This window comes from Sneathiella sp., from assembly GCF_036960985.1.
Taxonomy (GTDB): domain Bacteria; phylum Pseudomonadota; class Alphaproteobacteria; order Sneathiellales; family Sneathiellaceae; genus Sneathiella.
On record NZ_JBALWD010000045.1, the window covers coordinates 1 to 25,971 of the forward strand.

At 46.3% G+C, this 25,971-nt stretch carries 26 protein-coding genes and 1 pseudogene; 19 read left to right on the forward strand and 8 right to left on the reverse strand.

Annotation, left to right across the window (positions count from 1 at the left end):
- Positions 1-86 precede the first annotated feature (86 nt).
- From dnaA to mutM, 5 genes are all read right to left on the reverse strand, one after another.
- Positions 87-1,499, reverse strand: a complete 1,413-nt coding sequence (gene dnaA, locus V7723_RS18135) for a chromosomal replication initiator protein DnaA (RefSeq protein WP_335685911.1) — start codon at positions 1,497-1,499, stop codon at positions 87-89.
- Between the two features lies 1 nt (position 1,500).
- Positions 1,501-1,947, reverse strand: coding sequence for a rhodanese-like domain-containing protein (locus V7723_RS18140; protein WP_335685912.1), 447 nt, complete (start codon positions 1,945-1,947; stop codon positions 1,501-1,503).
- 506 nt (positions 1,948-2,453) lie between these two features.
- On the reverse strand, positions 2,454-2,720 hold the full coding sequence (rpsT, locus tag V7723_RS18145; protein ID WP_335685913.1) for a 30S ribosomal protein S20: 267 nt from the start codon (positions 2,718-2,720) through the stop codon (positions 2,454-2,456).
- Between the two features lie 155 nt (positions 2,721-2,875).
- A complete protein-coding gene (locus tag V7723_RS18150) occupies positions 2,876-3,652 on the reverse strand; it encodes an enoyl-CoA hydratase (protein ID WP_335685914.1) in 777 nt (258 codons plus the stop codon).
- Between the two features lie 128 nt (positions 3,653-3,780).
- Positions 3,781-4,611, reverse strand: a complete 831-nt coding sequence (gene mutM, locus V7723_RS18155) for a bifunctional DNA-formamidopyrimidine glycosylase/DNA-(apurinic or apyrimidinic site) lyase (protein WP_335685915.1) — start codon at positions 4,609-4,611, stop codon at positions 3,781-3,783.
- Between the two features lie 92 nt (positions 4,612-4,703).
- On the opposite strand from mutM, the gene ubiE reads away from it, so the two are divergent.
- The 7 genes from ubiE (at position 4,704) to V7723_RS18190 (ending at position 11,102) form a co-directional block, all read left to right on the forward strand.
- Positions 4,704-5,465 carry a bifunctional demethylmenaquinone methyltransferase/2-methoxy-6-polyprenyl-1,4-benzoquinol methylase UbiE gene (gene ubiE / locus V7723_RS18160; RefSeq protein WP_335685916.1) on the forward strand — a complete coding sequence of 254 codons (762 nt, stop codon included), beginning with the start codon at positions 4,704-4,706 and terminating at the stop codon, positions 5,463-5,465.
- A gap of 13 nt (positions 5,466-5,478) precedes the next feature.
- Positions 5,479-7,095, forward strand: a complete 1,617-nt coding sequence (gene ubiB, locus V7723_RS18165) for a 2-polyprenylphenol 6-hydroxylase (RefSeq protein ID WP_335685917.1) — start codon at positions 5,479-5,481, stop codon at positions 7,093-7,095.
- A 102-nt stretch (positions 7,096-7,197) separates the two neighbouring features.
- Positions 7,198-8,415 carry a bifunctional phosphopantothenoylcysteine decarboxylase/phosphopantothenate--cysteine ligase CoaBC gene (coaBC, locus tag V7723_RS18170; RefSeq protein ID WP_335685918.1) on the forward strand — a complete coding sequence of 406 codons (1,218 nt, stop codon included), beginning with the start codon at positions 7,198-7,200 and terminating at the stop codon, positions 8,413-8,415.
- On the forward strand, positions 8,412-8,876 hold the full coding sequence (gene dut, locus V7723_RS18175) for a dUTP diphosphatase (RefSeq protein ID WP_335685919.1): 465 nt from the start codon (positions 8,412-8,414) through the stop codon (positions 8,874-8,876). The genes coaBC and dut overlap by 4 nt, the downstream gene beginning before the upstream one ends.
- Positions 8,877-8,878: 2 nt before the next feature.
- Positions 8,879-9,328, forward strand: a complete 450-nt coding sequence (locus V7723_RS18180; RefSeq protein WP_335685920.1) for an RrF2 family transcriptional regulator — start codon at positions 8,879-8,881, stop codon at positions 9,326-9,328.
- A gap of 25 nt (positions 9,329-9,353) precedes the next feature.
- Positions 9,354-10,307 (forward strand): cysteine synthase A, encoded by a 954-nt coding sequence (cysK, locus tag V7723_RS18185; RefSeq protein WP_335685921.1) that lies wholly within the window; start codon positions 9,354-9,356, stop codon positions 10,305-10,307.
- 6 nt (positions 10,308-10,313) lie between these two features.
- On the forward strand, positions 10,314-11,102 hold the full coding sequence (locus V7723_RS18190) for a HesA/MoeB/ThiF family protein (protein ID WP_335685922.1): 789 nt from the start codon (positions 10,314-10,316) through the stop codon (positions 11,100-11,102).
- Here V7723_RS18190 and V7723_RS18195 read toward each other — a convergent pair.
- From V7723_RS18195 to V7723_RS18205, 3 genes are all read right to left on the reverse strand, one after another.
- Positions 11,099-12,034, reverse strand: coding sequence for an AEC family transporter (locus V7723_RS18195; protein WP_335685923.1), 936 nt, complete (start codon positions 12,032-12,034; stop codon positions 11,099-11,101). The two genes, V7723_RS18190 and V7723_RS18195, sit on opposite strands and share 4 nt — an antisense overlap.
- 337 nt (positions 12,035-12,371) lie before the next feature.
- Positions 12,372-13,985 carry a phosphoenolpyruvate carboxykinase gene (locus tag V7723_RS18200; RefSeq protein ID WP_443024256.1) on the reverse strand — a complete coding sequence of 538 codons (1,614 nt, stop codon included), beginning with the start codon at positions 13,983-13,985 and terminating at the stop codon, positions 12,372-12,374.
- 179 nt (positions 13,986-14,164) lie between these two features.
- Positions 14,165-14,890, reverse strand: coding sequence for a HugZ family pyridoxamine 5'-phosphate oxidase (locus tag V7723_RS18205; protein ID WP_335685925.1), 726 nt, complete (start codon positions 14,888-14,890; stop codon positions 14,165-14,167).
- A gap of 184 nt (positions 14,891-15,074) precedes the next feature.
- Here V7723_RS18205 and V7723_RS18210 point away from each other — a divergent pair, with 184 nt between their 5' ends.
- The 12 genes and pseudogenes from V7723_RS18210 to V7723_RS18265 all read left to right on the forward strand — a co-directional run.
- Entirely contained in the window at positions 15,075-15,773 is a 699-nt protein-coding gene (locus V7723_RS18210) for a response regulator transcription factor (RefSeq protein WP_335685926.1), read from the forward strand.
- Between the two features lie 23 nt (positions 15,774-15,796).
- The gene (locus tag V7723_RS18215; RefSeq protein ID WP_335685927.1) at positions 15,797-17,464 is read left to right on the forward strand and encodes a stimulus-sensing domain-containing protein; all 1,668 of its coding nucleotides are present in this window, start codon (positions 15,797-15,799) and stop codon (positions 17,462-17,464) included.
- Positions 17,465-17,503: 39 nt separating this feature from the next.
- Positions 17,504-17,935 (forward strand): HPr kinase/phosphorylase, encoded by a 432-nt coding sequence (locus tag V7723_RS18220; RefSeq protein ID WP_335685928.1) that lies wholly within the window; start codon positions 17,504-17,506, stop codon positions 17,933-17,935.
- Entirely contained in the window at positions 17,928-18,821 is an 894-nt protein-coding gene (gene rapZ, locus V7723_RS18225; RefSeq protein WP_335685929.1) for an RNase adapter RapZ, read from the forward strand. Before V7723_RS18220 ends, rapZ begins: the two co-directional genes overlap by 8 nt.
- 42 nt (positions 18,822-18,863) lie before the next feature.
- A complete protein-coding gene (locus tag V7723_RS18230; protein ID WP_335685930.1) occupies positions 18,864-19,268 on the forward strand; it encodes a PTS sugar transporter subunit IIA in 405 nt (134 codons plus the stop codon).
- 42 nt (positions 19,269-19,310) lie between these two features.
- Positions 19,311-19,574, forward strand: a complete 264-nt coding sequence (locus V7723_RS18235) for an HPr family phosphocarrier protein (RefSeq protein ID WP_443024257.1) — start codon at positions 19,311-19,313, stop codon at positions 19,572-19,574.
- Between the two features lie 152 nt (positions 19,575-19,726).
- Positions 19,727-21,022, forward strand: coding sequence for an adenosylhomocysteinase (ahcY, locus tag V7723_RS18240; RefSeq protein WP_335685932.1), 1,296 nt, complete (start codon positions 19,727-19,729; stop codon positions 21,020-21,022).
- Positions 21,023-21,179: 157 nt separating this feature from the next.
- Positions 21,180-23,276: a sensor histidine kinase gene (locus V7723_RS18245; protein ID WP_335685933.1), complete on the forward strand. Its 2,097-nt coding sequence runs from the start codon at positions 21,180-21,182 to the stop codon at positions 23,274-23,276.
- Between the two features lie 6 nt (positions 23,277-23,282).
- Positions 23,283-23,783, forward strand: coding sequence for a tRNA (adenosine(37)-N6)-threonylcarbamoyltransferase complex ATPase subunit type 1 TsaE (gene tsaE, locus V7723_RS18250; protein ID WP_335685934.1), 501 nt, complete (start codon positions 23,283-23,285; stop codon positions 23,781-23,783).
- Positions 23,776-24,741 (forward strand): aminoglycoside phosphotransferase family protein, encoded by a 966-nt coding sequence (locus V7723_RS18255; RefSeq protein WP_335685935.1) that lies wholly within the window; start codon positions 23,776-23,778, stop codon positions 24,739-24,741. The genes tsaE and V7723_RS18255 overlap by 8 nt, the downstream gene beginning before the upstream one ends.
- A complete protein-coding gene (locus V7723_RS18260; protein ID WP_335685936.1) occupies positions 24,738-25,463 on the forward strand; it encodes a nucleotidyltransferase family protein in 726 nt (241 codons plus the stop codon). The genes V7723_RS18255 and V7723_RS18260 overlap by 4 nt, the downstream gene beginning before the upstream one ends.
- A 2-nt stretch (positions 25,464-25,465) precedes the next feature.
- A pseudogene (locus V7723_RS18265) lies at positions 25,466-25,971 on the forward strand (double-strand break repair protein AddB); the annotation flags it as partial.

The window sequence follows — 25,971 nt, forward strand, 5'->3', positions numbered from 1 at the left end:
GGCTTTGCGAAATAATCTTGTTGGTAATGGGTTCGCTATCGACGAGTACTCCGTCACAGTCAAAAATTACCAGCTTGATCGGCATGTTATCCTTCGAGCATCCGCTTCAGAAGCTCGATATCTTCGGATAATGATTGGTCACCTTCACAGAGCTCGTCTATTTTCCGAACGGCGTGCATCACCGTCGTATGGTCTCGCCCGCCAAATTTACGGCCAATTTCTGGTAAAGATCGGGACGTGAGTTGTTTGGCCAAGTACATGGCAACCTGTCGTGGTCTGGCGACAGCTCTTGCCCGGCGCGCGGAGTGCATTTCGGACATCCGGATGTTAAAATGCTCTGCCACTCGTTTCTGGATTTCTTCAATAGTGATACGCCGATCATTGGCGCGCAACAAATCGCGTAAAACTTCCTGTGTGCTCTCTAGCGTAACTGTCCTGCCGACCAGATCTGAATAAGCAAGGACTCGATTAAGAGCTCCCTCAAGCTCGCGGACATTGGAAGTGATCCTGTGGGCAAGAAATTCAAGAATTCTCGGCTCGATGGAGATCTTTGCATTTTCCACTTTCGATTGCAGGATGCCAAGCCGGAGCTCGTAATCTGTCGGATGAATGTCTGCAACCAACCCCCAGCCGAGCCGGGAACGCATGCGCTCCTCCATCCCCTCAAGATCCGTCGGCGAACGGTCACCTGATATTATGATTTGGTGATTTTGATCAACCAATGCATTGAAAGTATGAAAAAATTCCTCCTGAGTAGAATCTTTTCCTGCGATAAACTGAACATCATCGATCATCAGTACATCGACAGAGCGAAATTGATCCTTGAAGGTCATCGTATCCTTGAACCGCAAGGCACGGATAAAGCGGTACATGAATTTTTCTGCCGAAAGATACATCACCTTTTTTTCAGGACTGTTGGCAGCAATGGCATGGCCGATCGCATGCATTAAATGGGTTTTACCGAGCCCGACTCCACCATACAAATATAGAGGATTAAAGGGCACTGTGTCTTTGGCGTCAGAAACCCGCCGGGCTGCCGCATGTGCCAATTCGTTAGATTTTCCAACGACAAAATTATCGAAAGTGAAACGGGGATCAAGCTGCGCAGTCAGGGCTGAATTCTGCTCGGGTCTATCATGGCCGTTTGCATTGGCAGTGAAAGATGATTTCGCTTCGCCCAGGCCAATGGTTGCAGGTTTACGTCTTGACGGAGCCTGCTTCGTCGAGGTTTTTACATGGATATCGATAGATTGAATTTTTTCATCTTCAGAAGACCAGAGCTGGCGGATCCGCAACGCATAATTATTGATGACCCAATCTCGCAAAAACCGCGTAGGCAAAGTCATATTTACATGGCTGTTGGTGACTTTTTCCAATTCAATATTCTTGAGCCAGGAATTAAAGGTTGTTTCCCCATATTCCGCTCTTAATTTCCCTCGTACCTTGCTCCAGATATCTTGATTGGCGGCGGAGATACCTTGTGCTTCGTCGTGACCCATTTTAACTTTGTACCCATTTCAAATTGGCGGCTTTCCAACCGCCGGTCGTTCCACGGTGCCCTTCAACGTTAGCATTGCCTTCAAAGCCTTCAAGGACATTGTAGCTGGCGTGATAGCCCGCCAATGTTGCACTTTTGGCGGCGGCAATGGATCGCACACCGGAACGACATAAAAATATCATCGGTGCGTCTTTATCAGACTGGCGGGCATCAAGCTCATTTACGAAATTCATGTTGGGAGACATATCAGGAAATAAAACCCAGGAAATTGGCTCGACGCGCTTTCCGAGCGACGACAGATCTGGTAGTCCAACATACGCCCATTCAGCGTTTGTTCTGACATCAATCAACAGGGCATTAGGATTATCTTCTAGCAATTGCCAAGCTTCCTGTACCGTTATATCGCCAGCATAACCATCAGGCCCGGTCGAAACGTCTCCATTCGCCATATATATTATTCCTTTTCTGCCACGTTGTCGCTTTGCCAAAAGCTGTTATCGGCTCTCCACCCAGATTCGGTAAATCCAGGGAAAGTTGCAAGATTTCAACCATTCCAACGGAAACGGCAAATTGATGACTTGTCTATTCCATACGGCGAAAAAAACTTGCTACCGATTACGGATCATCAGGCGAATTCGAGGGCCGAATAGCTCTGGATCATCAATTTCCAGCCAACAGGTTAGTACGATGTTTAACTCCCAATTTCGACAAGACTAATATCAAGCTTTATCCGCACGCAATAGAGTGCAGGCGGGAATATCAAAAATAAATTTGGAAATTGATCAAACAAAATCTTGACCTACAAGATGTAGTGATCGATTTGGTGGTGGCGACTTTAACTGGTAAAAAGCGTTAAATGAATCACGTGTTTTTGGTCAACTTACTTTCTCTAAAGTCAAAAAAAAAGCCGTATTCCAAAAATGGATACGGCTTGATTCTTTTTTCTTTTGCAATGTTACGCAGAAAGTGCTTTCACCTGAGCATTCAGACGAGAAATCTTTCTTGAGGCCGTGTTCTTTTTGTACACGCCTTTAACAACGCCCCGGCTCAATTCAGACTGCGCTACGCGCAGGGCTTCATTGGCCTTTGTCTGATCACCTTCTGTGACCGCTGTTTCTACCTTTTTTACAAAGGTGCGGATACGGCTGCGACGAGCCCGGTTACGTTCGGTCCGGACGTCTGTTTGCCGGATGCGCTTTAGTGCAGATTTATGATGCGCCATGACAATCCTGTCTTTTAGCTTCGAAATTCGGAAGCCGGGTTATAACTAGCGAGGAAACTGCAGTCAACATAAGAATACCGTTTGACGAAGAGATTAGTGAAAAAATGGAATTTTTTATGAAATAGGGACCTTTTCTCCAGAAGACTAGAAGCTATTTAACGATTTTTGAAGTCAGGCGTTCGCTTTTCCGCAAATGCAGACATGCCTTCCTTCTGATCCTCTGTTGAAAAAGTTGAGTGAAAGACCCGCCGTTCAAACATGATTCCCTCGGCTAAAGTCGTTTCGTAGGATTTTTTTACGCTCTCTTTACACATCATGACGATAGGCTGCGACAGCTCGGCAATGGAGCTAGCGACTTTAATCGATTCATCCATCAAATCATCGAGGGGTATAACGCGACTTACTAGTCCTGAACGTTCTGCCTCGTCGGCACCCATCATGCGGCCGGTCAAGCACATCTCCATAGCTTTGGACTTGCCGACAAATCGGGTCAGACGCTGGGTTCCGCCCATTCCTGGAATCGTACCGAGTTTGATTTCAGGCTGACCAAACTGTGCGTTATCGGCTGCCAGGATAAAATCACACATCATGGCGAGCTCACAACCACCGCCCAAGGCATAGCCCGCAACCGCAGCAATGATAGGTTTACGGCTTGTGTCGACCCGTTCTTCGCATCCGGTAAGAAAATTCTTTTTGTAGACATCCATGTAGGTCTTAGTCTGCATTTCTTTTATGTCAGCACCTGCAGCAAAGGCTTTATTTGATCCGGTTAGGACAACCGCACCAATCGCATCGTCGGCTTCAAATCCATTTAATGCGTCATCAAGTTCGACAAAAAGCTCTGCACAAAGTGCATTCAATGCCTTTGGGCGATCAAGACGGATCACGCCGACGGCTCCTTTAATATCTACTGCAATATGACTATATGCCATGGTATTGTTCCTGTTCTCTAATGTTGCCCAGCCCTGACCTGGGAGCCTGTTAAAATTATCTGGCCATTATCGGTGCAAACATGAATTTGTCCAGATTATAGACCAGCATCTTGGCAATTTTTTGATTATTATCGTTGGCAGGACGGGCAGTAAAATGTTGAGCGGCCCGATTGCACAAGCCGCTTAACAGATCCGCTGCACATTTTATTGGGGCAATCTGACCCTTCTTTGTCATAAACTTGGAAGCGATGTTGGAAGTAACCCAGCTCGCCAGAAGTCTGGCTATAATTTCGAAGTGTCGATCCGCCAGATGCAATTGCCTCATTCAGAACATGACGTACGGCATCTGCCAGTAAGTCGGCGCGCTTTCCCTTTATCGTACTGCTTTTTCGTTTTGGAGAAATATGGGATCGAAACAATGCCTCACACGCATATATATTGCCAATGCCAGCGACAACTTTTTGATCAAGGAGAGCCGCTTTTATAGGCGCGGCGCGTCCAGCCAATCTCTCCGCCAATTGTGGTCCGCCGAATTCGTTACCCAATGGCTCTGGACCGATACTCGCAAGTTGCGGATGCTGGTCCATTTTATCGGCTGTTGTCAGCATCATAAACCCAAAACGCCGGGGATCGTGGTAACGGACAGTAATCCCTTTTTCTGTATGAAAAATTACGTGATCATGTTTTTCATATTCGAACACCATTTTCTGATCGATCCGAAAGCTACCCGACATTCCCAGATGCCCGATCATGACCGTCCCATCTTCCAAGGTCATCAGGATGTACTTCGCACGCCGTCGTAAACTGAGAATCTTTTTTGCTTCAAGTGCTTCAACGAAGCCCGGTGCAAACGGAAAGCGTAGATTTTCTCGACGCAGCGTAATTTTCTCAAATTTGTCGCCGACAAGAGCTTGTTCCAGTCCACGACACACGGTTTCAACTTCAGGTAATTCTGGCATTGCGGGACAGTAGCCTTAAATTGTTGCTTGCGCTATGCTCTTATTTCGACGAAACAGAGGCATTGTTTTTCATATATCACTTGGTGGTTCCAGTGGCACCCTCAGATAATTCTTCCGGCAACACCCATTTTGGGTTCAAGCAAGTACCAGCTGATGAAAAAGCGGGGCTTGTGCGAGGCGTCTTTGACAGCGTTGCTGAAAACTATGATGTCATGAATGATCTGATGAGTGTTGGTGTCCATCGATTATGGAAGACAGCGATGATTGACTGGCTGATGCCACGGCCCGGACACCACCTTCTGGATGTTGCCGGAGGCACGGGCGATATTGGGTTTCGATTTTTGGACAAAGTCAAAGGTAACGGCACAGTCACAGTACTTGATATTAATCATGCAATGTTAAGCGTAGGTCAAGATAGAGCAATTGACCAGGGCCGACTAAGTAGACTTGACTGGGTAAATGGTGATGCTCAGTCCCTGCCCTTACCGGATAAATCCGTAGATGCCTATACAATAGCGTTTGGCATTCGAAATGTGACGGATATTCCATTGGCATTGCGAGAAGCACGACGGGTCCTAAAACCTGGAGGCCGGTTTTTATGCCTTGAATTCAGCACAGTAGAGGCGGCAATTTTAAAAGACGTCTATGATTTTTATTCCTTCAAATTGCTCCCGGAAATTGGCCGGTTAGTCGCAAAAGACAAAGAGTCTTATGAATATTTGGTTGAGAGTATTCGGCAATTTCCGGATGCAGACCGTTTCGCGGAAATGATCGTAGAGGCGGGTTTTCATCAGGTTAAATTTAGACGATTATCTGGCGGAATTGCAGCGCTGCATTCAGGCTGGCGGTTGTGAGAGGGCTCTTCGCGTGATCCGGATCATTAACAATTGTCATCGTCTTTTATTTATCGCCCGCACGTTGGCGCGCCATGATGCCTTGTTTCTGTTGGATGACCTTGAACGCGCGCCATTTTATGTAAAACTCTTTCGTTTCATCCTTCCGGTTTTTGCTGTTGGTGCGACGAAGAACAAGGGTTTACGCGAAGGGCAACGGTTAGCCAATGCACTGCAAGACCTGGGACCGAGTTTCATAAAATTGGGGCAAGCTCTTTCTGTCAGATCTGATTTACTGGGCGAAGAAATATCGCAAGACCTTGGAAATCTGCGTGACAAATTGCCTCCTTTTTCATTCGAAAAGGCCCGAGAAACAATTGAATATGAGCTAGAAGCTAGCCTCGAAGAATTATATATTGAATTTGATCCGGATCCTGTTGCGGCCGCCTCTATTGCTCAGGTACATTTTGCTAAAACCAGAGAAACTGTTCTCACCCCGACCGAAGAAGATCCTGAAGCAACCGTTGAAATAATCAAACAAGTAGCGGTTAAGATTCTTCGACCTGATATTGAGAAAGCCTTTGAGACCGATCTTCAACTATTTTTCTGGCTCGCCCGGTTGGCAGAAAGATATCAGCCAGGATTTCGACGCTTACGATTAACAAAAATTGTCGAGACAATGGCAGATTCTGTTGAATTGGAAATGGATTTACGAATGGAAGCGGCAGCAGCTTCCGAAATGGCAGAGAATTTTGCCGATGATCCAGATTTTGGCGTACCCGAAATAGATTGGCAGCGCACTGCACGTCGCGTGATGACACAAAGCCGTGTGGACGGTATCAGCATATCCGACAAAGGCGCGCTGACTGAGGCGGGCTATGACTTGGATGCTCTCGCTGCAAATGTCATCCGGGTTTTTCTACATCAAGTGTTGCGCGACGGTTTTTTCCACGCAGACATGCATCACGGCAATCTCTTTGTGAGCGACGGTGGCAAGCTGGTTGCTGTCGATTTTGGAATTATGGGCCGAATGAGCCGGGAAACCAGATTGTTTATGGCTGAAATGCTGTATGCATTTCTAGTGCGAGATTACCGAAGAGCTGCTGAAGTGCATTTTGAAGCGGGATATGTGCCTCCTCATAAATCGCTGGATTCATTTGCTCAAGCCTGTCGGTCCATAGGCGAGCCTATATTGGGCCGTCCGGTCAACGAAATTTCCATTGCCCGGCTTTTGGTGCAATTGTTTCAAATTACTGAAACCTTTGAGATGGAAACCCAACCCCAGCTTTTGCTGCTTCAAAAGACGATGGTAACAGCAGAAGGGGTCGCCCAAAGCCTTAACACAAAGATCAATTTTTGGGAAGTTGCGCAACCCACCGTCGAGCATTGGATGCGTGAAAACATGGGAGTTGAGGCGCAGGCGGCGCACGTGATCAATGAAGGCATTGCCCTTTTGAAAAAAATACCTGCGATCGTTAATAGAGCCGACCGGGTTTTGGGCGACCTCGAAGCACGGGATGACGCGGCCCATGGCCCAGCTCATGATACAGCGGAAGAAGAATATCGGATCTCAAAAATAAAAGGTGTCTATTTGGTAACGGGCGTTGTTTTGGGTGCGTTTGCTGGGTACTTACTAATGCTGGCGCTTTAGGGCTCCGATACGCGTATAAATATTGCTTGCGCTACGGCGATGCGATTATTATTCTATTTACATAAAAGAAAAGTGAAATAAGTAAACTGGGGCGGGCCGCGCGTGAATGAGTCACAAAAATCTGTTTTGTTGATTATCGGGGGAGGTATTGCGGCATACAAAACGCTCGAGTTGATCCGGCTTTTATCAAAACAAGGTATAAGTTGCCGTTGTATTCTTACGCGTGCAGCTGAAGAATTTGTAACGCCTTTGTCTGTGGCGTCATTATCAGGCAGCAAAGTTTACACCGACTTATTTTCGCTTACCGATGAAGCTGAAATGGGCCATATTCAATTGTCTCGAAGCGCCGACTTGGTCGTTGTTGCACCGGCTACGGCAGATCTGATGTCGAAAATGGCTTCGGGAATGGCATCTGACTTGGCGACTACAGCACTCTTGGCAACAGATAAGCCGGTTATGATTGCGCCGGCAATGAATGTGCGTATGTGGCAGCATGCGGCGACACAACGTAATCTTCAAACTCTAATCGGTGACGGTGTTATGGTTGTCGGTCCGGATGATGGTGATATGGCTTGCGGAGAATTTGGCCCCGGACGCTTATCTGAACCGGAGAATATTGCCAGGCGAATTAACGATTTTTTTGAACTCGGTTCCGTAAAGCCCCTACAAGGGCGAAAAATTCTCGTGACGGCGGGACCAACATACGAACCTATTGATCCTGTTCGATATATTGCCAACCGCTCTTCTGGAAAACAAGGCTATGCAATTGCCAATGCCCTCGCGGAGCTAGGAGCTGAAGTAACTTTAGTTTCAGGTCCAACAAGACTGGAGGCGAGTGAAAACGTAACTTTACGAGCCGTTGAATCGGCGCAAGAGATGTTATTGGCATGTGAGGAGTCGTTGCCGGTCGATGCTGCAATATTCGCCGCCGCTGTTGCAGATTGGCGCGTAAATAACGAAGCCACGCAAAAGATAAAAAAGCAGGCAGGCGCCCTCCCCGATTTAAGATTAACTGAAAACCCCGACATTCTTGCGACAATTAGCGGGAATTCACTTAATCGGCCGGATCTTGTTATTGGATTTGCTGCCGAGACTGAGAACATTGTTGAGAATGGCAAAGCAAAGCGGATCAAAAAGGGGTGCGATTGGATTGTCGCCAACGATGTGAGCGCCTCGACCGGAACATTCGGTGGTGATGAAAATCAGGTTTTCTTGCTGAAAGGCACGTCTACTGAAAGCTGGCCAAAGCAATCGAAGTACGACGTTGCGCAAACGCTGGGAGTCCATATTTCAGAATTTTTCCAGAGTAAATCCACATGAATAATGTAAATATTTCAGTTTCCCGACTTCCCCATAATCTTGACCTTCCGCTACCCAGCTATGAAACGGCGCAAAGTGCAGGTATGGATTTACGCGCGGCAGTTAGCAGTAATGTTGAAATTCCACCAGGCGGCCGAGCATTGGTCCCTACCGGGTTGAAAATTGCGCTTCCAATTGGATTTGAAGTGCAAATTCGTCCGCGATCCGGCTTGGCACTGAAAAAAGGCATTACTTTACCCAACAGCCCGGGAACCATAGATGCTGATTATCGCGGAGAATTAGGAATTATTCTTCTGAATATGGGTGAAGAGACGTTTATTATTGAGAGAGGCGATCGAATTGCTCAAATGATTGTAGCGCCCGTCATCCAGGCGAGTTGGAATGAAACGGAAAGTTTGGATGAAACAGCCCGTGGTGAAGGCGGATTTGGATCGACCGGCGTTAAGGGAGGGTCTAACTGAAGATGCTTCATTTACCGAAAAAAATGCTGTATGCGCTGGAAGCCGTGGTTGATATCGCTTTCAATGCACGCCCCGATCCGGTTCAATCAAAAGAAATCACCCAGCGTCAAGGTATTCCGCAAAGATATTTGGAGCAGGTAATGCAGCAATTGGTGCATACAGGAATATTGAAGGGCGTGCGCGGCCCTCGGGGCGGATATCGTCTGGCACGGGAAAGGCGCCGAATTACGGCCGGGGATGTAATTCGGGCGATAAGCGCGGCTGATATGGGTGAAGACACTCAAATTTTCTCGTCCGACATTGGGCAATTGGTGGTCGGGCCGCTGTGGATTGAGGCGCAGGCGTCAATGCTGGCGCAATTGGATTCTGTAACCCTTGAAGACCTGTGTCGTCGAGCCAATGTAAATTGCCAAGAAGAAACCACAGCATCACGCGCTGATTTTGATATTTAATCTTTTGTAATTGGAAGGGGAAGTAATGACAACCGAGGCCCCAAGAGGAAAAATATACGACAGTGTTATCGATACGGTTGGCGGGACACCGCTTGTTCGAACCCAGCGCATTGGGAAAAATACCAAAAGCCGTGCTGATATTTTACTTAAGCTGGAGTTTTTTAACCCTTTGGCATCAGTGAAAGATCGCATTGCTTCCGCTATGATTGAATCTATGGAAGAAGCAGGACTGATTGGTGAGAATACGGCAATAATTGAACCAACGTCCGGGAATACTGGTATTGGACTTGCCTTTGTTTGCGCTGCAAAAGGATATAATCTGACACTTGTAATGCCGGAAAGTATGTCTATTGAACGTCGTAAAATGCTGAAATTACTTGGCGCAAAACTAGAGCTTACTGAAGCCGCTAAAGGTATGAATGGCGCAATTGCACGCGCGAAAGAATTAAAAGAAAAGATCGGTGATGCTGTAATCCCGCAACAATTTGAAAATCCAGCAAATCCGGCAATCCATAAAGTCACGACAGCAGAAGAAATTTTGGTTGATACGGGCGGAAAAGTAGATGTGGTTGTCATGGGAGTGGGAACTGGCGGTACTTTGACCGGTGTTGGTTCAGTTTTAAAGAAGCATGATAGTAATATAAAAATCGTCGCCGTTGAGCCGGAAGATAGTCCGGTTCTATCCGGTGGGCAGCCCGGGCCTCATAAAATCCAAGGTATCGGTGCAGGGTTCTCGCCTAAAAATCTCGATGAGAGCCTGATTGACGAAGTTTTGACGATCGGCAATGAAACAGCGTTCGAAACCGCACGCGAGGTTGCTCGGAAGGAAGGCATCCCGGTGGGAATTTCCTCAGGCGCTGCTGTTGCCGCGGCGTTGGAAATTGCTGACAGGCCCGAAATGGCAGGAAAGACCATTGTTGTTATAATTCCTTCCTTCGCAGAAAGATACTTGACGACAGCTCTATTCGACGGAATTTGAAATTTTATGAACCTGACTGATGAACAATTGGATCGATATGCTCGGCATATTGTCCTAAGAGATGTTGGCGGACGCGGTCAAAAAAAATTGCTTGGCGCTAAAGTTCTTATTGTTGGAGCAGGGGGCTTGGGTTCGCCGATGCTTCTATATTTGGCGGCAGCCGGTATTGGTACTCTTGGGGTTATTGACGATGACGCGGTCGATCTCTCGAATCTCCAGCGTCAAATAGCACATGAAACAACTGATATTAATCAGGCAAAGGTAATAAGTGCGCAAGCTTCTATTGAACGTCTCAATCCTGATATCAACGTAATTCCCTATCAAACTAGATTAAATGCTGACAATGCTCAGGGTATTCTTGCAGATTATGATCTTATTGCCGACGGTACGGACAATTTCGAAACGCGGTTTCTTCTAAACGATATTTGCTTTTTTATGCGGAAGCCTCTTGTGTCCGGCGCTATGTTACAGTTTGACGGTCAAATTAGTACATTTAAGGCATATGAAGACGGGAATAACCCATGTTATCGCTGCGTTTTCCCTGTTCCGCCTCCCCCGGAAATCGCACAAACCTGTGGTGAGGCCGGTGTGCTCGGGGCATTAGCCGGTGTCATTGGATCTATTCAAGCCATCGAAATTATCAAAGAGATTTTGAATATTGGCGATAGTCTGTCTGGTCGGTTGCTGCTTTACGATGCGTTGTCAACGGAGTTCAGAAAAATTAAGGTTTCGCGAGATCCTGCCTGTGCTTTGTGCGGTGCCGAACCCACGATTTTACGAATACCGGGGCCTTAAGGTAAAAAATACCCGCTCGCAAGAGATAGTGCGAGGGGTATGGTAACAATAGAGATCATTGTTTGGACAGTTATGATGCCCGCCATAACTTCCGCATCCCCTCCCAACAATTTCGCCAACGCATAACCAGAACTTGCTGTTGGGACGACACCATAAATAACCAGAACCATGGCAGCAACTCCTTCAACCCCTGTTATTATGACTATTCCAGTGATTACGACCGGAAAAATGAGCATTTTGCTCAAAGTAGCAATCGCGACAAATCGCGCGCCAGTGTGAATGGCCTTTATACGCAATCCAGCACCAACACAAAGGAGAGCGAAGGGCAGGGCGGCTTTTGATAATATGCCCGTCAGATCATGCAGGACGGGTAGGGCGCCAATGCCTGATAAATTCAAACTTACGCCTAACATAATTGCCAGCAGGAGTGGGTTTCGAAATATTTCTTGTATCAATCGGCGTTTCAAGGAAATTGCACTTGAAGCCCCTTGAAACCAAACAAGAACAGTAACACAGAGAAGATTTGTCACCGGCACGAGAAGGGATATCGCGACAGTTGCAAGGAGTAACCCCTGCGCTCCGTACAAATACTCGGCTACAGCCACAGCAATAAAGGTGTTATGACGGGTCGCACCTTGAAAAACAGATCCGCCCACGGGGCCAGATAGTTTGAAAATCCGTATACATAAAAGCGAAACTAGAGCTGTTGCGGCCAGGGCGCTAAATAACGCGAATGCAAACGTATCCACGATATCTTCATTAAAGGGTGCCGTAGTCGTGCTGTGGAGAAGAAGCGATGGAAATAAGACCCAATAGGTTACTCGATCTGCGTGATGCCAAAAATCACCCCCTGGAAACCCGTTGCGCCGAAGTAGGTTGCCCAAAACCAACAGCAGGAAAATCGGTAGGATGGCGAGAGATATGGCCCACATATATTTTTTCTTTCAATTCGCCGTAGGATACAATCAACGATTGAGGCGCTTTGTTTTTGATCCAATTTAGTTGATTTGGCTAGCAGAAATTTTCAGCAATCACTAACGAAACTATCGGGTTGCTGTTGAAAATAGTTTTGCTTACTTTGGTTTCAAGCAGCAGAATTTACGGAACGAAACTGAGATTGGGCTGAAAACGGTGTTTCTAACATGGAATCCACTGGAAGGTGTGGTTGCGCTGAATCGCTTGGTAACACAGGTACCATAAATTGAAAAAACGACCGATATCGTTAAATAGCGATCGCTTTTTTATAAATCATGGCAATTAGCGCCGTTCTTATGCGATTTTTGGCGCGGACTCTAAAACTTCGGGTTCAACATAATCGGAGAATTGTTCGAAATTTTCGATAAAGCGTGAAACCAGATCTTTGGCCTTGATGTCATATGCAGCCTTGTCCGACCAGGTGTTTCTCGGATTCAGAATATCAGAAGGAACGCCCGGACAAGCAGTTGGCATTGCCAAACCAAAGAAAGGGTCTTTTTCGGTTTCAGTTTTTGCAAGTGTACCGTCAAGTGCTGCGTTGACTAAAGCACGAGTATGGCCAATTGGCATACGGTGGCCTGTACCATATTCGCCGCCGGTCCAACCCGTGTTTACCAGCCAACAATTTACACCATGTTTCGCAATTTTTTCGCCAAGCAAAGACGCATAGACTGAGGGGTGACGCGGCATAAACGGCGCGCCAAAACATGTAGAGAAAGTTGCCTGAGGCTCACTTCCCAGCCCCTTTTCTGTACCAGCAAGTTTTGCGGTATAGCCGGATAGAAAATGATACATAGCCTGTTCAGGGGTCAACCTGGATATGGGAGGCAAGACACCAAATGCATCTGCCGTCAGCATAATGACATTGGTTGGGTTCCCAGCAATACCGGTTTCTGAAGCATTGGGAATAAAATCGATTGGATAGGATGCGCGCGTGTTTTCCGTGTAGCGATTGTCGTCTAGATCCAATTCACCGGTTGCCTCATCGACAACAACATTTTCCAGAACAGTGCCAAATCGGCGAGTGGTTTCAAATATTTCCGGTTCCGCTTCCTGCGACAGTTTGATTACTTTCGCATAACACCCACCTTCAAAATTGAAAACGCCGTCATCTGACCAGCCATGTTCGTCGTCGCCGATAAGCATTTTGCTGGCGTCAGCTGAAAGGGTTGTTTTACCAGTACCGGAGAGGCCAAAAAATACCGTCGAATTTCCTTCTTCGCTGACATTGACGGAGCAATGCATCGGAAGGGTCTGTTTTTCAGGCAGGAGGTAGTTCAGGATTGAGAATACAGATTTTTTAATCTCGCCTGCATAAGAAGTGCCACCGATAATAACAAGTTTTTCCGCAAAATTGGGAAGGACAAATACCTCGGAACGTGTGCCATCAACTGCCGGGTCTGCTTCAAAGGAAGGAACCTGTAGAATTGTAAACTCCGGTTTAAAATCGGCTAGTTCTTCGGCAGTTGGTTGTATAAACATATTGCGCGCGAAAAGATTGTGCCAGGCGCATTCGGTAATAATTCGAACTGGTAAGCGATGGGTGGGATCCGCACCCGCATAACAATCTTGCACGAATACTTCGCGACCTGTCAGATATTGCCGCATTTTTACGTGTAATCCCGCAAATTTCTCGGCATCTATAGGCTTATTGACCTGACCCCACCAAATATTATTTTCGCTACTACTTTCCTTAACAATAAACTTGTCGTTTGCGGAGCGCCCGGTGTGTTGGCCTGTTAGGGCGACAAGCGGACCGCCAGCCGCAAGAGAGGCTTCTCCTCGAACGAGCGCTTCTTGATATAAAGCGGGAGTTGATAAATTCCAATAAACCTTACCAACATTGTCTAGACCATTTTTGTCCAGCCCATAACTACTCTTATGGGGTCCTAATTGCTCCACATTCATTCTCCAGCGCTATAAAAAAAGGCCCAATTTAATGGGCGTCTTTTGAGAGAATATGATGCCTGTCTTTTCGGCGCAACACCTCCGCAATGAAATAGTAAAAATAAGAACTGCCATTTTCGAAATTATTTCGTATTTCTTCAAAAATCTTTTCATACGAAATAAAAAAAAGGAAAAAATATCTAGTTTCTTGCGTTTTTAACCAAACGGATAATTTCGTTGCGGACACCATTTGCGTTCGAAACGCTATTTTCAAACAGAATTCGCTGATAATTCCACCCTGAACGTAGATCAAAACCTTCTGGATCAAGACTTACCATTTCCCAGTCTTCCGATCTATCGACCTGGGTATCGGCAAACGCGAGGCTTTGGACAGCATCATTATGATCTGAGTTCATGTGGTCAAGGATGTCGATTTCACTTTTTTCGACATCTAGAAAATGCGAAGGCATAATTATTTCAGTACCGTCAATCCAATGAATATTTCCAAATCCGCTGACCAAGCGCGCCTCTTCAATAGTAAAGCGGTACATTTTGAAATCGGCGAAACTGGCAAACTCCTCTGAGCTTGGATACCGGCGAAGGTAGCGCCGCATCAATTGATCGTCTTCTGTTGAACCGACGGTTCCTTGAAAAGTGACCCTTGCTTGCGTCAGCGGATTGACGTTTACGAACGCCTCATTGACCAAAAGAGAGACCTGTGCCGAGCCTTTAATATTTTGGCTATGTACCGCAAGGTCAGACATAAGGAGCACGGGGTTTCCCATTGGATCTGTTGCAACCATTACTAGTGAGCAATATGGTTCTCCTCCTCCAGCCGAAATAGTGCCCAGGCAGGCGGTAGTTGCTGCTCTAAGGAGGGATCGAGCAGTGAGGCCAGGTGAAGGCGGCGAATCTTTTTTTCTCATGTCAGCTTTTTGCGACAAATTGAGAAGAAAGGAAAGAAATTATCAATTTAGGGGTCGGAAAAGCGGGAATACGGCCCAGATTGACCTCGGGGACATGATCTTGCCTTATTTAGACGAAATGTAGGATGGTAATTATCGAAAGCAAACCATACAATAGGGTGAAATTATGAAAATGGGGTGTGAAATGGCGACGAAAGTGGCCTTGGTAGATGACGACCAAAACATTCTGACAACAGTGTCGATATTGCTGGAGTCCGAAGGGTTTACCGTTGATAAATATTCGGATGGTGAAGCAGCTCTCGAAGGGTTGGCGGAGAATCCGCCGGACTTGGCTGTTCTCGATATCAAGATGCCGCGTATGGACGGTATGGAGCTTTTGAACCGGCTGCGGCGGGTATCTAATCTTCCTGTTATATTTTTGACATCCAAAGACGACGAAATTGACGAATTTTTGGGATTGAAAATGGGGGCTGATGACTATGTTCGTAAGCCTTTTTCACAGAGACTTCTCGTCGAACGCATCAAAACCGTGCTACGACGCCATAATTCCAATAAAGGTGAAGGCGACACCAGCGAAGAAGAAATACTAGTTCGCGGAAACCTGCGTCTTGATAGTGTTCGACATGCCTGTTTTTGGGATGGTCGCGAAGTAACGCTCACCGTGACAGAATTTATGTTGTTGCATGCTTTGGCGTTAAGACCCGGTCACGTGAAAAGCCGTGATCAGTTGATGGATGCAGCGTACGATGACAATATTTACGTCGACGATCGTACCATTGATAGCCATATTAAGCGGCTCCGTAAAAAAATTAAAGCAACTGATTCCGAGTTTTCTGCTATCGAAACCCTGTATGGGGTTGGCTATCGGTTCAAGGAAAAATAGCCTCAGGGTAACTGCACAATCTTATGACAGCACGGCCTAAGCCTTATTTGGGAAATTCCGGTTCCAGTAAAAAAGCTGACAAGCGAGGAAAGGTCGTTAAACGCGGACCATTTTCCTCGCTAGGGCGGCGGATAATGGCGATCAACCTTTTCTCGGTCATTTTTCTGGCCGGTAGCCTGTTGTATCTAGATCAGTTTCAAAGCGGACTTATTGAAGCAAAGTTCCAATCATTGACGACAAACGGCCGAATGATTGCCGGGGCTTTGGGCGAAGCGGCTCTCCAAGAAGTTTCACTTGATGGACAAATCCAGTATTTAACACTTGATTCTCCTCCTATAAAGAGAGTTCTTCGTCGGCTGTCTATTGTCACGAATACACCGGCGTTGTTGTTTGATCGAGAAGGTAAGCTCATTGCCGATAGTCGCCGACTGATCTCTGCCGGGCGGAATATTGTTTATGATGAATTACCGCCGCCAGAAGTAAAGAGCCCAGTTCGTCTGTTTTTTGAGGAACTGTATGATACCTGGGAAAAGTTCTTTCCGACTAATTATGATTTTCCGCTTTACCCGACGACACCCCTTCCGACGAGTAAGGATTTCGACGAAGTCGGAACAGCGATAAATGGCGAAACGGATAGTATGACCCGTCAAACCCGAGACGGAGAGTTAGTCTTATCTGTTTCGGTTCCTGTCCAAGGTTTCAAGCATATTTTGGGTGGCTTGCTGTTGACCGAAAATAGTGGCGCTATTAATGAAGCCGTTCGGTCCGCTCAAGTGACGACGTTGATTGTTTTTTCTGTTACATTAGTGATAACTCTTCTTTTGTCTCTTTTTCTAGCCCGCACAATTGCGGCGCCAATCCACATACTGGCGGAAGCTGCAGATAAAGTACGTCTTGGTATTGGCCGTCGTGTGGTTGTTCCTGACTTCTCAAACAGAAAAGATGAAATCGGCGATCTTTCGGCTTCTTTTAGGGCAATGACAATGGCACTTTATGATCGCATGGATGCGATCGAATCGTTTGCGGCTGATGTGGCTCACGAACTTAAAAATCCGCTGACCTCTCTTGGTACGGCGGTACAGGCATTTGAACAAATCAAGGATGATGAAAAACGGGAAAAGCTGCGCGCCGTTATTGCAAGCGATGTGAAACGCTTGGATCGCTTGATAACAGATATTTCTGCGGCAAGCCGGCTAGACGCGGAGCTGTCCCGGACAGAGGGCGAAACCGTCGACGTGAGGGCTTTGGTCGAGGGGGTTGTTGATACTTATCAGACAACACAAATGTTCTCTGCAGTTACATTTGATGTCATTGTTCCAGAAGACGAAGCCTTTGTGAACGGATTACCGGGCCGTATAAGTCAAGTGCTTCGAAATTTGATTGACAATGCGGTCTCGTTTTCACCAGAAAAAGGCCACGTACGCGTAATTCTTAAGAATTTTGGTGACCATGTCGAAGTTAGGGTTGAAGATAAAGGCCCTGGTATACCGGAAAACAATCTTGAGGATATTTTTAAGCGTTTTTATACAGAGCGGCCCAAGTCAGAGGGCTTTGGGCGTCATTCAGGCTTAGGTCTCAGTATTTCCCGATTAATTGTTGATGCCCATGGGGGCACAATAACAGCACGTAATTCCAAAAATGAACGAGAAGAGATCTTGGGCGCCGTATTCGTCGTAGCGTTGCCAAAATAGCCCGTTGCGTCTCTCGCCCCTAAAGTCCACACTTGCCTAATGATTAAAGTTCACGGAACATCTGTAAATATTGATGGTAAGGGATTGCTGCTCCGCGGACCGCCTGGTGCTGGAAAATCTGATTTGGCGTTAAGGTTGATCGATGGCGGTGCGACTCTGATTTCTGACGATTACACAGAAATTCATGTCATTCAGGGATCTGCAGTTTTAGGTGTACCGAAGACAATACAGGGGAAAATAGAGGTGCGTGGCCTCGGGTTGATGGAAATACCATTTGTTGACAACATACCATTGCGACTTATCTTTGATCTTGTTCCCTATCGACAAATTGAGCGCATGCCAATGGCTGTGTTTTTCACGCTAGAAAACGTCAAGATTCCGGTTCGGTTTATTGATCCTTTTATGGCCTCTGCTGCGGCAAAAGTTCGGCTAGCGCTTGGGCTTGATATTTTGGAAATAGGATATGAGTGAAATGGAGGTTTCTGATGTATCAAATAGCAAAATTGTTCTGATCTCAGGAATGTCGGGAGCTGGTAAAAGCTCAACACTTCGACAATTTGAAGATATGGGTTGGGAAATTGCAGATAATGTTCCGTTATCGCTGTTGATATCTATGGTGGACCAATTCGGTGAATCCGGAGATTTAAATTTGGCATTGGGAGTCGATTTTCGAACGCGTGGCTTTTCTACGAAACATTTACTTGAGTTGATTTCTGGTCTACGTGATCGGAAGCAAAAAGTGTCGCTTTTGTTTCTGGATTGCGACGACGCCGTATTGCAAAGACGCTTTACAGAAACCAGACGTCGTCATCCACTGGCGGCAGACCGACCTGTTGCGGATGGTATCAAACAAGAAAAATTTCAATTATCGGAACTTAAAGCGGCCGCAGCTCTCAGGATTGACAGTACGAATCTCTCTTTACCAGAACTGAAGCGTATTTTGAGGGGGCATTTTGGACTACAAAAAACAACAAGGCTTTCGGTTTCTATCATGTCTTTTTCGTATAAATTCGGTCTTCCTCGCGAAGCCGATTTAGTTTTCGACGTTCGCTTTCTTAGTAATCCTTTTTACCTTCCAGAGCTTCGCAAAAAAACCGGTAAGGATCCTGAAGTTGTTGAATTCATTGAAAAAGACGTTGTTTATGCTGATTTCTTGAAACAGATATCTGATCTGTTGTCACTTTTATTGCCACGGTATGCAGAGGAAGGAAAATCCTATCTTACTGTTGCCATAGGGTGTACAGGAGGACGGCATCGATCTGTATGTATAGCAGAAAAAATTCATGGCCTAGTGGCGAAAAGCGGTTATTTTGCTAATCTGGTTCATCGGGATTTGATAAAAATGGGCGGAGAGTAATATGAGTAGCGGCATAGTATTTCAGAAGAAAGCGGTTGAAGTATGATTGGCATGGTCCTTGTGACACACGGGCGTCTGGCGGAGGAATTTGTCGCCGCAACAGAACATGTGGTTGGACCGCAATCGCAGGTTCGAGCTATATCCATTGGTCCGGATGATGATATGGAATTGAGGCGGCAGGATATCTTGACAGCCGTCAACGAAGTGGAAACGGGAGCGGGTGTCATTTTACTAACGGATATGTTTGGTGGCACACCATCAAATCTTGCGATTTCCGTTATGGAAAAAGCGAATGTCGAAGTTATCGCAGGAATAAACCTTCCAATGCTTATCAAGCTCGCTAGTTTACGTGGTGAAGATGATATGGAACATGCTGTCGCAGCGGCTCAAGAATCGGGCCGGAAGTATATTAATGTGGCCTCTCACCTTTTGGCGGACAAATCCTGATTAATCGATGAAAAGAGCTTTTGTTTACCGTGTACCCGAAAAATGAAACGTGAGATGATAATTACAAATGAACGCGGCCTGCATGCACGTGCGGCCGCGAAGTTCGTCAAATGTGTTGAAGCGTATGACGCGGAAGTAGTTGTGACGAAAGATGACAATCAAGTATCAGGGGGCTCTATCATGGGCTTGATGATGCTGGCGGCAAGTACGGGTACGATAATTGAAATAGAAGCGTCTGGTAAAGAATCCGCAGAAGCTCTGAACGCGCTCGCTACGCTGGTTGACGGCAAATTCGGTGAAAAATAGCGCCAATAAAAATTGGCCCATAAAGATATAAAGATTTCTTTATATTATGCTTGATAAACTTTCCGGAGCTTGTTATATAGGCTGCAATTGCGGCAAGCTGTGTCCTTTCCTGGCTCCCGTTGACGTATTATTTTGTTTGAAAGACTAATCACATGACAAATTTTGAAGACTATAAAGTTGCGGACATGTCGCTGGCTGACTGGGGCCGTAAGGAAATCGCGATCGCCGAAACCGAAATGCCGGGCTTGATGGCATTGCGCGCCGAATTTGGAGTCAGCAAGCCGCTCAAAGGGGCTCGTATCGCCGGCTGTTTGCATATGACGATACAAACGGCGGTCTTGATTGAGACTCTCACGGCACTTGGAGCAGAAGTTCGCTGGTCCTCTTGCAATATCTTTTCTACACAGGATCAGGCGGCTGCTGCGATTGCGGCAACAAATGTGCCGGTTTTTGCATGGAAAGGTGAGACTGAAGAAGAAGCCCTATGGTGTATCATTCAAACAATTGACGGCCCGGATGGTTGGCGGCCCAACCTTATTCTTGATGATGGCGGAGATCTAACGCAAGTGATGCATGATGATTATCCAGAATTGATGAAAGATGTGCTGGGTCTTTCCGAAGAAACCACAACCGGTGTGCATCGACTGTATGAAATGGCGAAAGCTGGAACGCTAAAGGTACCTGCTATTAATGTGAATGACTCGGTGACAAAATCGAAGTTCGACAACCTTTATGGCTGCCGGGAAAGCCTGGTAGATGGTATCAAGCGGGCGACGGATGTTATGATTGCAGGCAAGACTGCTGTTGTTTGCGGTTATGGCGATGTTGGCAAGGGATCCTCAGCGTCCTTGCGTAGTCAGGGTGCACGGGTTCTTGTGACGGAAATAGATCCGATTTGCGCTTTGCAAGCTGCGATGGAAGGATATGAAGTTGTCACAATGGAAGATGCTGTAGCCAATGCGGACATTTTCGTGACGACGACAGGCAACGTCGATGTGATTACGTTGGACCATATGCGGGAAATGAAAGATAGGGCAATTGTTTGCAATATTGGTCATTTCGATTCTGAAATTCAAATTGGCGCTCTACGCAATTACACATGGCATAATGTGAAGCCACAGGTTGATGAAATTGAGTTTCCTGATGGAAAGCGCTTGATTGTGTTGGCGGAAGGCCGCCTTGTGAATCTTGGCTGTGCAACAGGTCATCCAAGTTTTGTGATGAGTGCGTCTTTCACGAACCAAGTCCTTGCACAAATCGAGCTCTGGGAACGTCACGATACCTATAAAAATGAAGTCTATGTGTTGCCTAAACATTTGGACGAAAAAGTAGCAACCTTACATCTAGAAAAACTAGGCGTGAAGTTGACGAAACTTACGGATGAGCAGGCTGAATATATCAGCGTACCGCAAATAGGACCCTTCAAACCAGACCATTATCGCTACTAAACTTTACACTAGTTGAATAGAAAAGGCCGGTGGGACTATCCCTCCGGCCTTTTTTTACATATTCTTTATCAAAAGATGGATTGTGAGGCGGGTGACACCACGAGGATCGCCACCATAAAGGTAGAGTTTTTGAGGGGATAGCCAATAACTGGCGGAAATGACAGATCAATTTTCCACAACAGAACTGACGATTGTCTGGCTGGCAGCGCTTAGCCTTGCTGGACTCGTGATGGCATTGATTGTCATGCGGAAGAAAGCGCTTGCGCTCTTGAATCAGACGGATACATATGCTGATCGCATTGAGGATATTGAAGCAACACTTGAAAAAAATGAAGAAGAGCAAACCAAGCTCAACGACGAAATGTTGGGAGTTAAGTCTTCCCTAGCAAGTGTGAAGTCGGAACGAGATGATTTTCTCGATTTGATAAATGCGATTCCATTTCCTATTTGGCGCCGAGACCAAGAATCCAGAATCATCTGGCGAAACAAAAAATATGACGAGATAGTCGGCGTCGATCCGACAGCATTAAACGTGCCGGAATTGGCGTCTAATCGTGAACCTGACCAAGCCCGGAAGCTGGCAACGAAAGCGCGGGTTACTGGGGTTGCACAAAACGAAACCAGAAGATATGTAGTTGGCGGAGATCGGTTGAGTTTCAATGTAACGGAAACGCCGCTGGAGTTTGATAATCAATTAGTTGGCGTTGCTCAAGATATCTCTAAAGAAATCGAATTAAGAGCAGAATTGACGCGGCATATTGCGGGTCATGCTGATGTGCTTGAGAATATAGCCACAGCAATTGCTATTTACGGTCCTGATCAACGGCTGGAATTTTTCAATCAGACATATGCGAAGTTGTGGCGTATGAGCGATGAGTTTTTATTTGAAAAACCGACGATTAGCGAAATCTTGGACAAGCAGCGAGAACTGCGGCGACTGCCAGAACAAGCGGATTTTTCGTCGTACAAAGCGAAGCGTAAATCTCTATTCACCAATGTGATTTCGATGCAGGAAGAATTGGTTCAGCTGCCGGATGAAACGATCCTCAGAATGGTTATTACGCCTCACCCTTTCGGCGGCCTTTTATTCTTGATGGAAGATGTCACAGATAAGGTTGTCTTGGAACGCGCCCGGAATACTCAAATTGCGGTCCAACGGGCAACGTTGGATAACTTGTATGAAGGTGTTGCGGTATTTGGTTCAGATGCGCGGTTGAAGCTGTATAACGCTGCATATGCTGAAATTTGGGGTGTCGAGGAAAGCTTTTTGCAAGAAGACCTCCATATAGCCCAGATTATAGATCACCATCTTCAAAAAAACGGAGCTGAGTGGACAGATGACCTGCGTGAAAAATATATAGCAAATGTTACGTTACGAGATAACGCAAGCGGTCGGCTTGAGCAACCAGATGGCTCCATTATAGATTTTAACCGTGTTCCCTTACCGGATGGGAATGTTTTGTTCACATATATTGACGTTACTCATGAGCTTCGTGCGCAACGGGCATTGACGGAGAAGAATGAAGCCCTTGAAGCCGCGGACAAAATGAAAACAGAGTTTGTTGCGAGCGTTAGCCACGAACTGCGCACGCCATTGAACACAATCATTGGGTTTGCGGAGATACTTGTAAAAGAATTCTTCGGCCCCTTGAATGAAAAACAAGCGGAATACGGTCAGGGAATTGTAAATAGCTCAAATCACTTGTTGTTGTTGATAAACGATATTTTGGATATGGCGAATATTCAAGCAGGCCAAATAGAGCTGGAGAAACAGCCAGTAGATTTGAGTGCAATTTTGGCAAATGTTGTCACTATGGTCCATGAGCGCGCAAAGAAACAGGATCTGGCTGTCGAGACAATTATTGGTGAAGATCTCGGTATGGTCGATGTGGATGAAAGGCGGATTAAGCAGGTTGTCTTTAATCTCTTCAGCAATGCAATTAAATTCACCCCCAAAAATGGGGAAATAAAATTGATCGCAGAAAAAACGGACGAAGAATACATCTTAACAGTGAGCGACACGGGCAAGGGTATCGCGAAAGAGTTGCAAGAACAGATTTTTGATCGTTTTTCTAAGGGCGATACTACGCGACAAAACGCGGGCGCTGGATTAGGACTCGCTTTAGTGAAAAGTTTCGTGGAATTGCATGGTGGCCATGTTGCGTTGCAATCCGAGGAAAATGTTGGCACGTCTGTTTCCTGTTATCTTCCTGTTTCCATTTCCGCAACTTCTAAGCATAAACAGGTTTCCTGATACGCAATGCTTGAGCAACCCGTAATTTTAGAAAAGCAATTGAAGTCTCAATCGGAGACAGTCGCTTTTGCACATCAATTTTCGTCGGCCTTGACGAAAGGCGATGTGGTGACACTTTCCGGTACGTTAGGCGCAGGTAAAACTGCATTTATCCGTGCCGTTCTGCAATCCCTCATCGATCCTGAACTAGAAGTCCCGAGTCCTACCTTCAATTTACTTTTGACATATGATGTTCCGGGCCAGAACACGACAATTTATCACTATGACTTCTATCGGATTGAAACCCCTGAAGAAGTTTTAGAATTGGATATTGACGAAGCGTTTGATGATGGGATTACTCTTATCGAGTGGGCCGACCGGATGGGTCCCTACTTGCCAGAGGAAAATTTGGATATTGTTATTACGCCAGATGCGAAGCGGGGTTCGGAATATCGAACTCTAATGCTGCGCGGAAATATGACTTGGCAGAACCGCTTGTCTTTCTTAGGGGCATCATCCGGTGCGTGATACTCTGCTTGAGCAGTTTCTGCAAAATAACAATATATCGCATTTTCAAAGGGTAAAATTAGCCGGTGATGCGTCATCTCGGCGGTATGAGCGACTTACGGACCGATCCAAGACATTTATCCTAATGGATGCGCCTCCACCGGAAACAGTTACGAAATTTGTCGAAATTGCAAAAATATTGAAAACCCATGGATTCAGCGCGCCGGAAGTCTTTGCAAGTGATTCAGAAAAAGGCTTTTTGTTACTTGAGGACTTAGGGGACGATTTGATTGCCCGGTTGATAGAAAAGGGCGAGGACGAAGAAGGTCTCTATAAACTTGCCGTCGATTTTTTACTGGCGCTGACACGTATGCCATCTCCTGCGGAATTGCCTAAATTCTCTGACGACTATGTCCTAGAACAAAATCAGATGTTTCTTGATTGGTATGTGCCGAATAATTTCGGATATGCAATTACGGAAAGCGGCAGGACGGAATATAGGGAGATTTGGTTACCACTTCTGAAGACAATTCAAACGGGTTCGGAGGTTGTCATTTTGCGGGATTTTCATGCTGAAAACTTACTCTTATTGAAGGAGAGAACTGGCCTTGAAGCGCTCGGGTTGCTCGATTTTCAAGATGCACTTGTTGGCCCCGCGACGTATGATCTTGTTTCCTTATTGCAAGATGCCCGGCGCGAAGTGACACCAGCGTTAGCCTCTAAAATGATTACGTATTATTTAGACGAAACAGGTGTTGATGAACCAAGTTTTCGGGCATCTTTTGCCATTTTGGGAGCGCACCGGGCCCTCAGAATCCTAGGGATTTTTACACGTCTTGCCAAGAAAGATGGAAAGCAAAGCTATTTGAAATTGATGCCGAGAATGGTGCTTCACTTACAGACTAATCTCGAGCATCCTGAATTACACGATCTTAAATTGTTTCTTGATCAGCTGAACCGGAAGAACAAGGACGCATGACCAGCAATCACAACTCGAATACCCATGCCATGATTTTGGCGGCTGGAAAAGGCACCAGACTTCGACCCCGTACAGACAAAACACCAAAACCACTGGTAAAAGTCGCCGGCAAAGCACTGATTGACTACAGTTTTGACTTATTGCGCAAAGCCGGTATTCAAGAAGTTGTTGTCAATAAGCATCACTTAGGTGATCAAATTGAAGACCATGTTCATGCGAAACAAGGCTTCAACATCCGTGTATCGGATGAGGCGGCTAAACTTCTGGAAACAGGGGGCGGTGTCCATAAAGCATTGCCAATACTAGGGGCTCTGCCATTTTTCGTTTTAAATTCTGACGTGATTGTCCTTGATCATGGATCAAACTCTCTTCGTAAAATGCAAGATATTTGGGACTCTGAAAAGATGGACGCCTTGTTGCTTTTGCATCCAATGGAGACAGCTGTCGGATATGAGGGGCAAGGGGATTTCTTTATGGAAGACACAGGTCAAATCACGCGTCGCGTTCCAGGACAATCGGCGCCATACATGTTTACCGGAGTCCAATTGCTTACCCCTGCGCTTTTTGACGGTGTTAAAGGGGGTATTTTCTCGCTTAATGTACTCTATGACAAAGCCGCTGCCGCGGGCCGTTTATTTGGCTTGCACCATGATGGAAAATGGTTGCATGTTGGTACCGAAGAGGCCTTGGTGGTCGCAACGGAGAAAATTAACGGAACGTGACAATGGGTCGCCCTCGCATCCCCAAAGTTTTGAATATTCCGCCTGAATTTTCCTTTGTAGATGTTCTCGCAAAGGAGTTATTGAGGCGCCATGGCGCCAATCCAGGAGAATTGAGTACTGTCACCATTTTGACGACGACGCGGCGAGCTGCTCGGGCCCTCCAAACGTCATTTTTACGGGAAACGGATGGGCAGCCTCTTATGCTGCCTGTTATGCGCCCCATTGGTGATGTTGACGAAGACGAATTGCTTTTGGAAGCAGATTTTGGTGTCGACGGTACTGGCGAAAAAATCCTCGGATTACCGCCTGCTATCGAACCCCTTAGACGACATTTGCTGCTCAGCAGGCTTATTGAAGCGAGAGCGGATGGAGATACGACAAGCGGCCAATCCGTTGGTTTGGCGCGTGAGCTGGCACGGCTGCTGGATCAAATTCAGACGGAGGGGCTTGACCTCAGGAATCTAGTAGACCTTGTACCCGAAGAATATGCGGCACATTGGCAGATCAC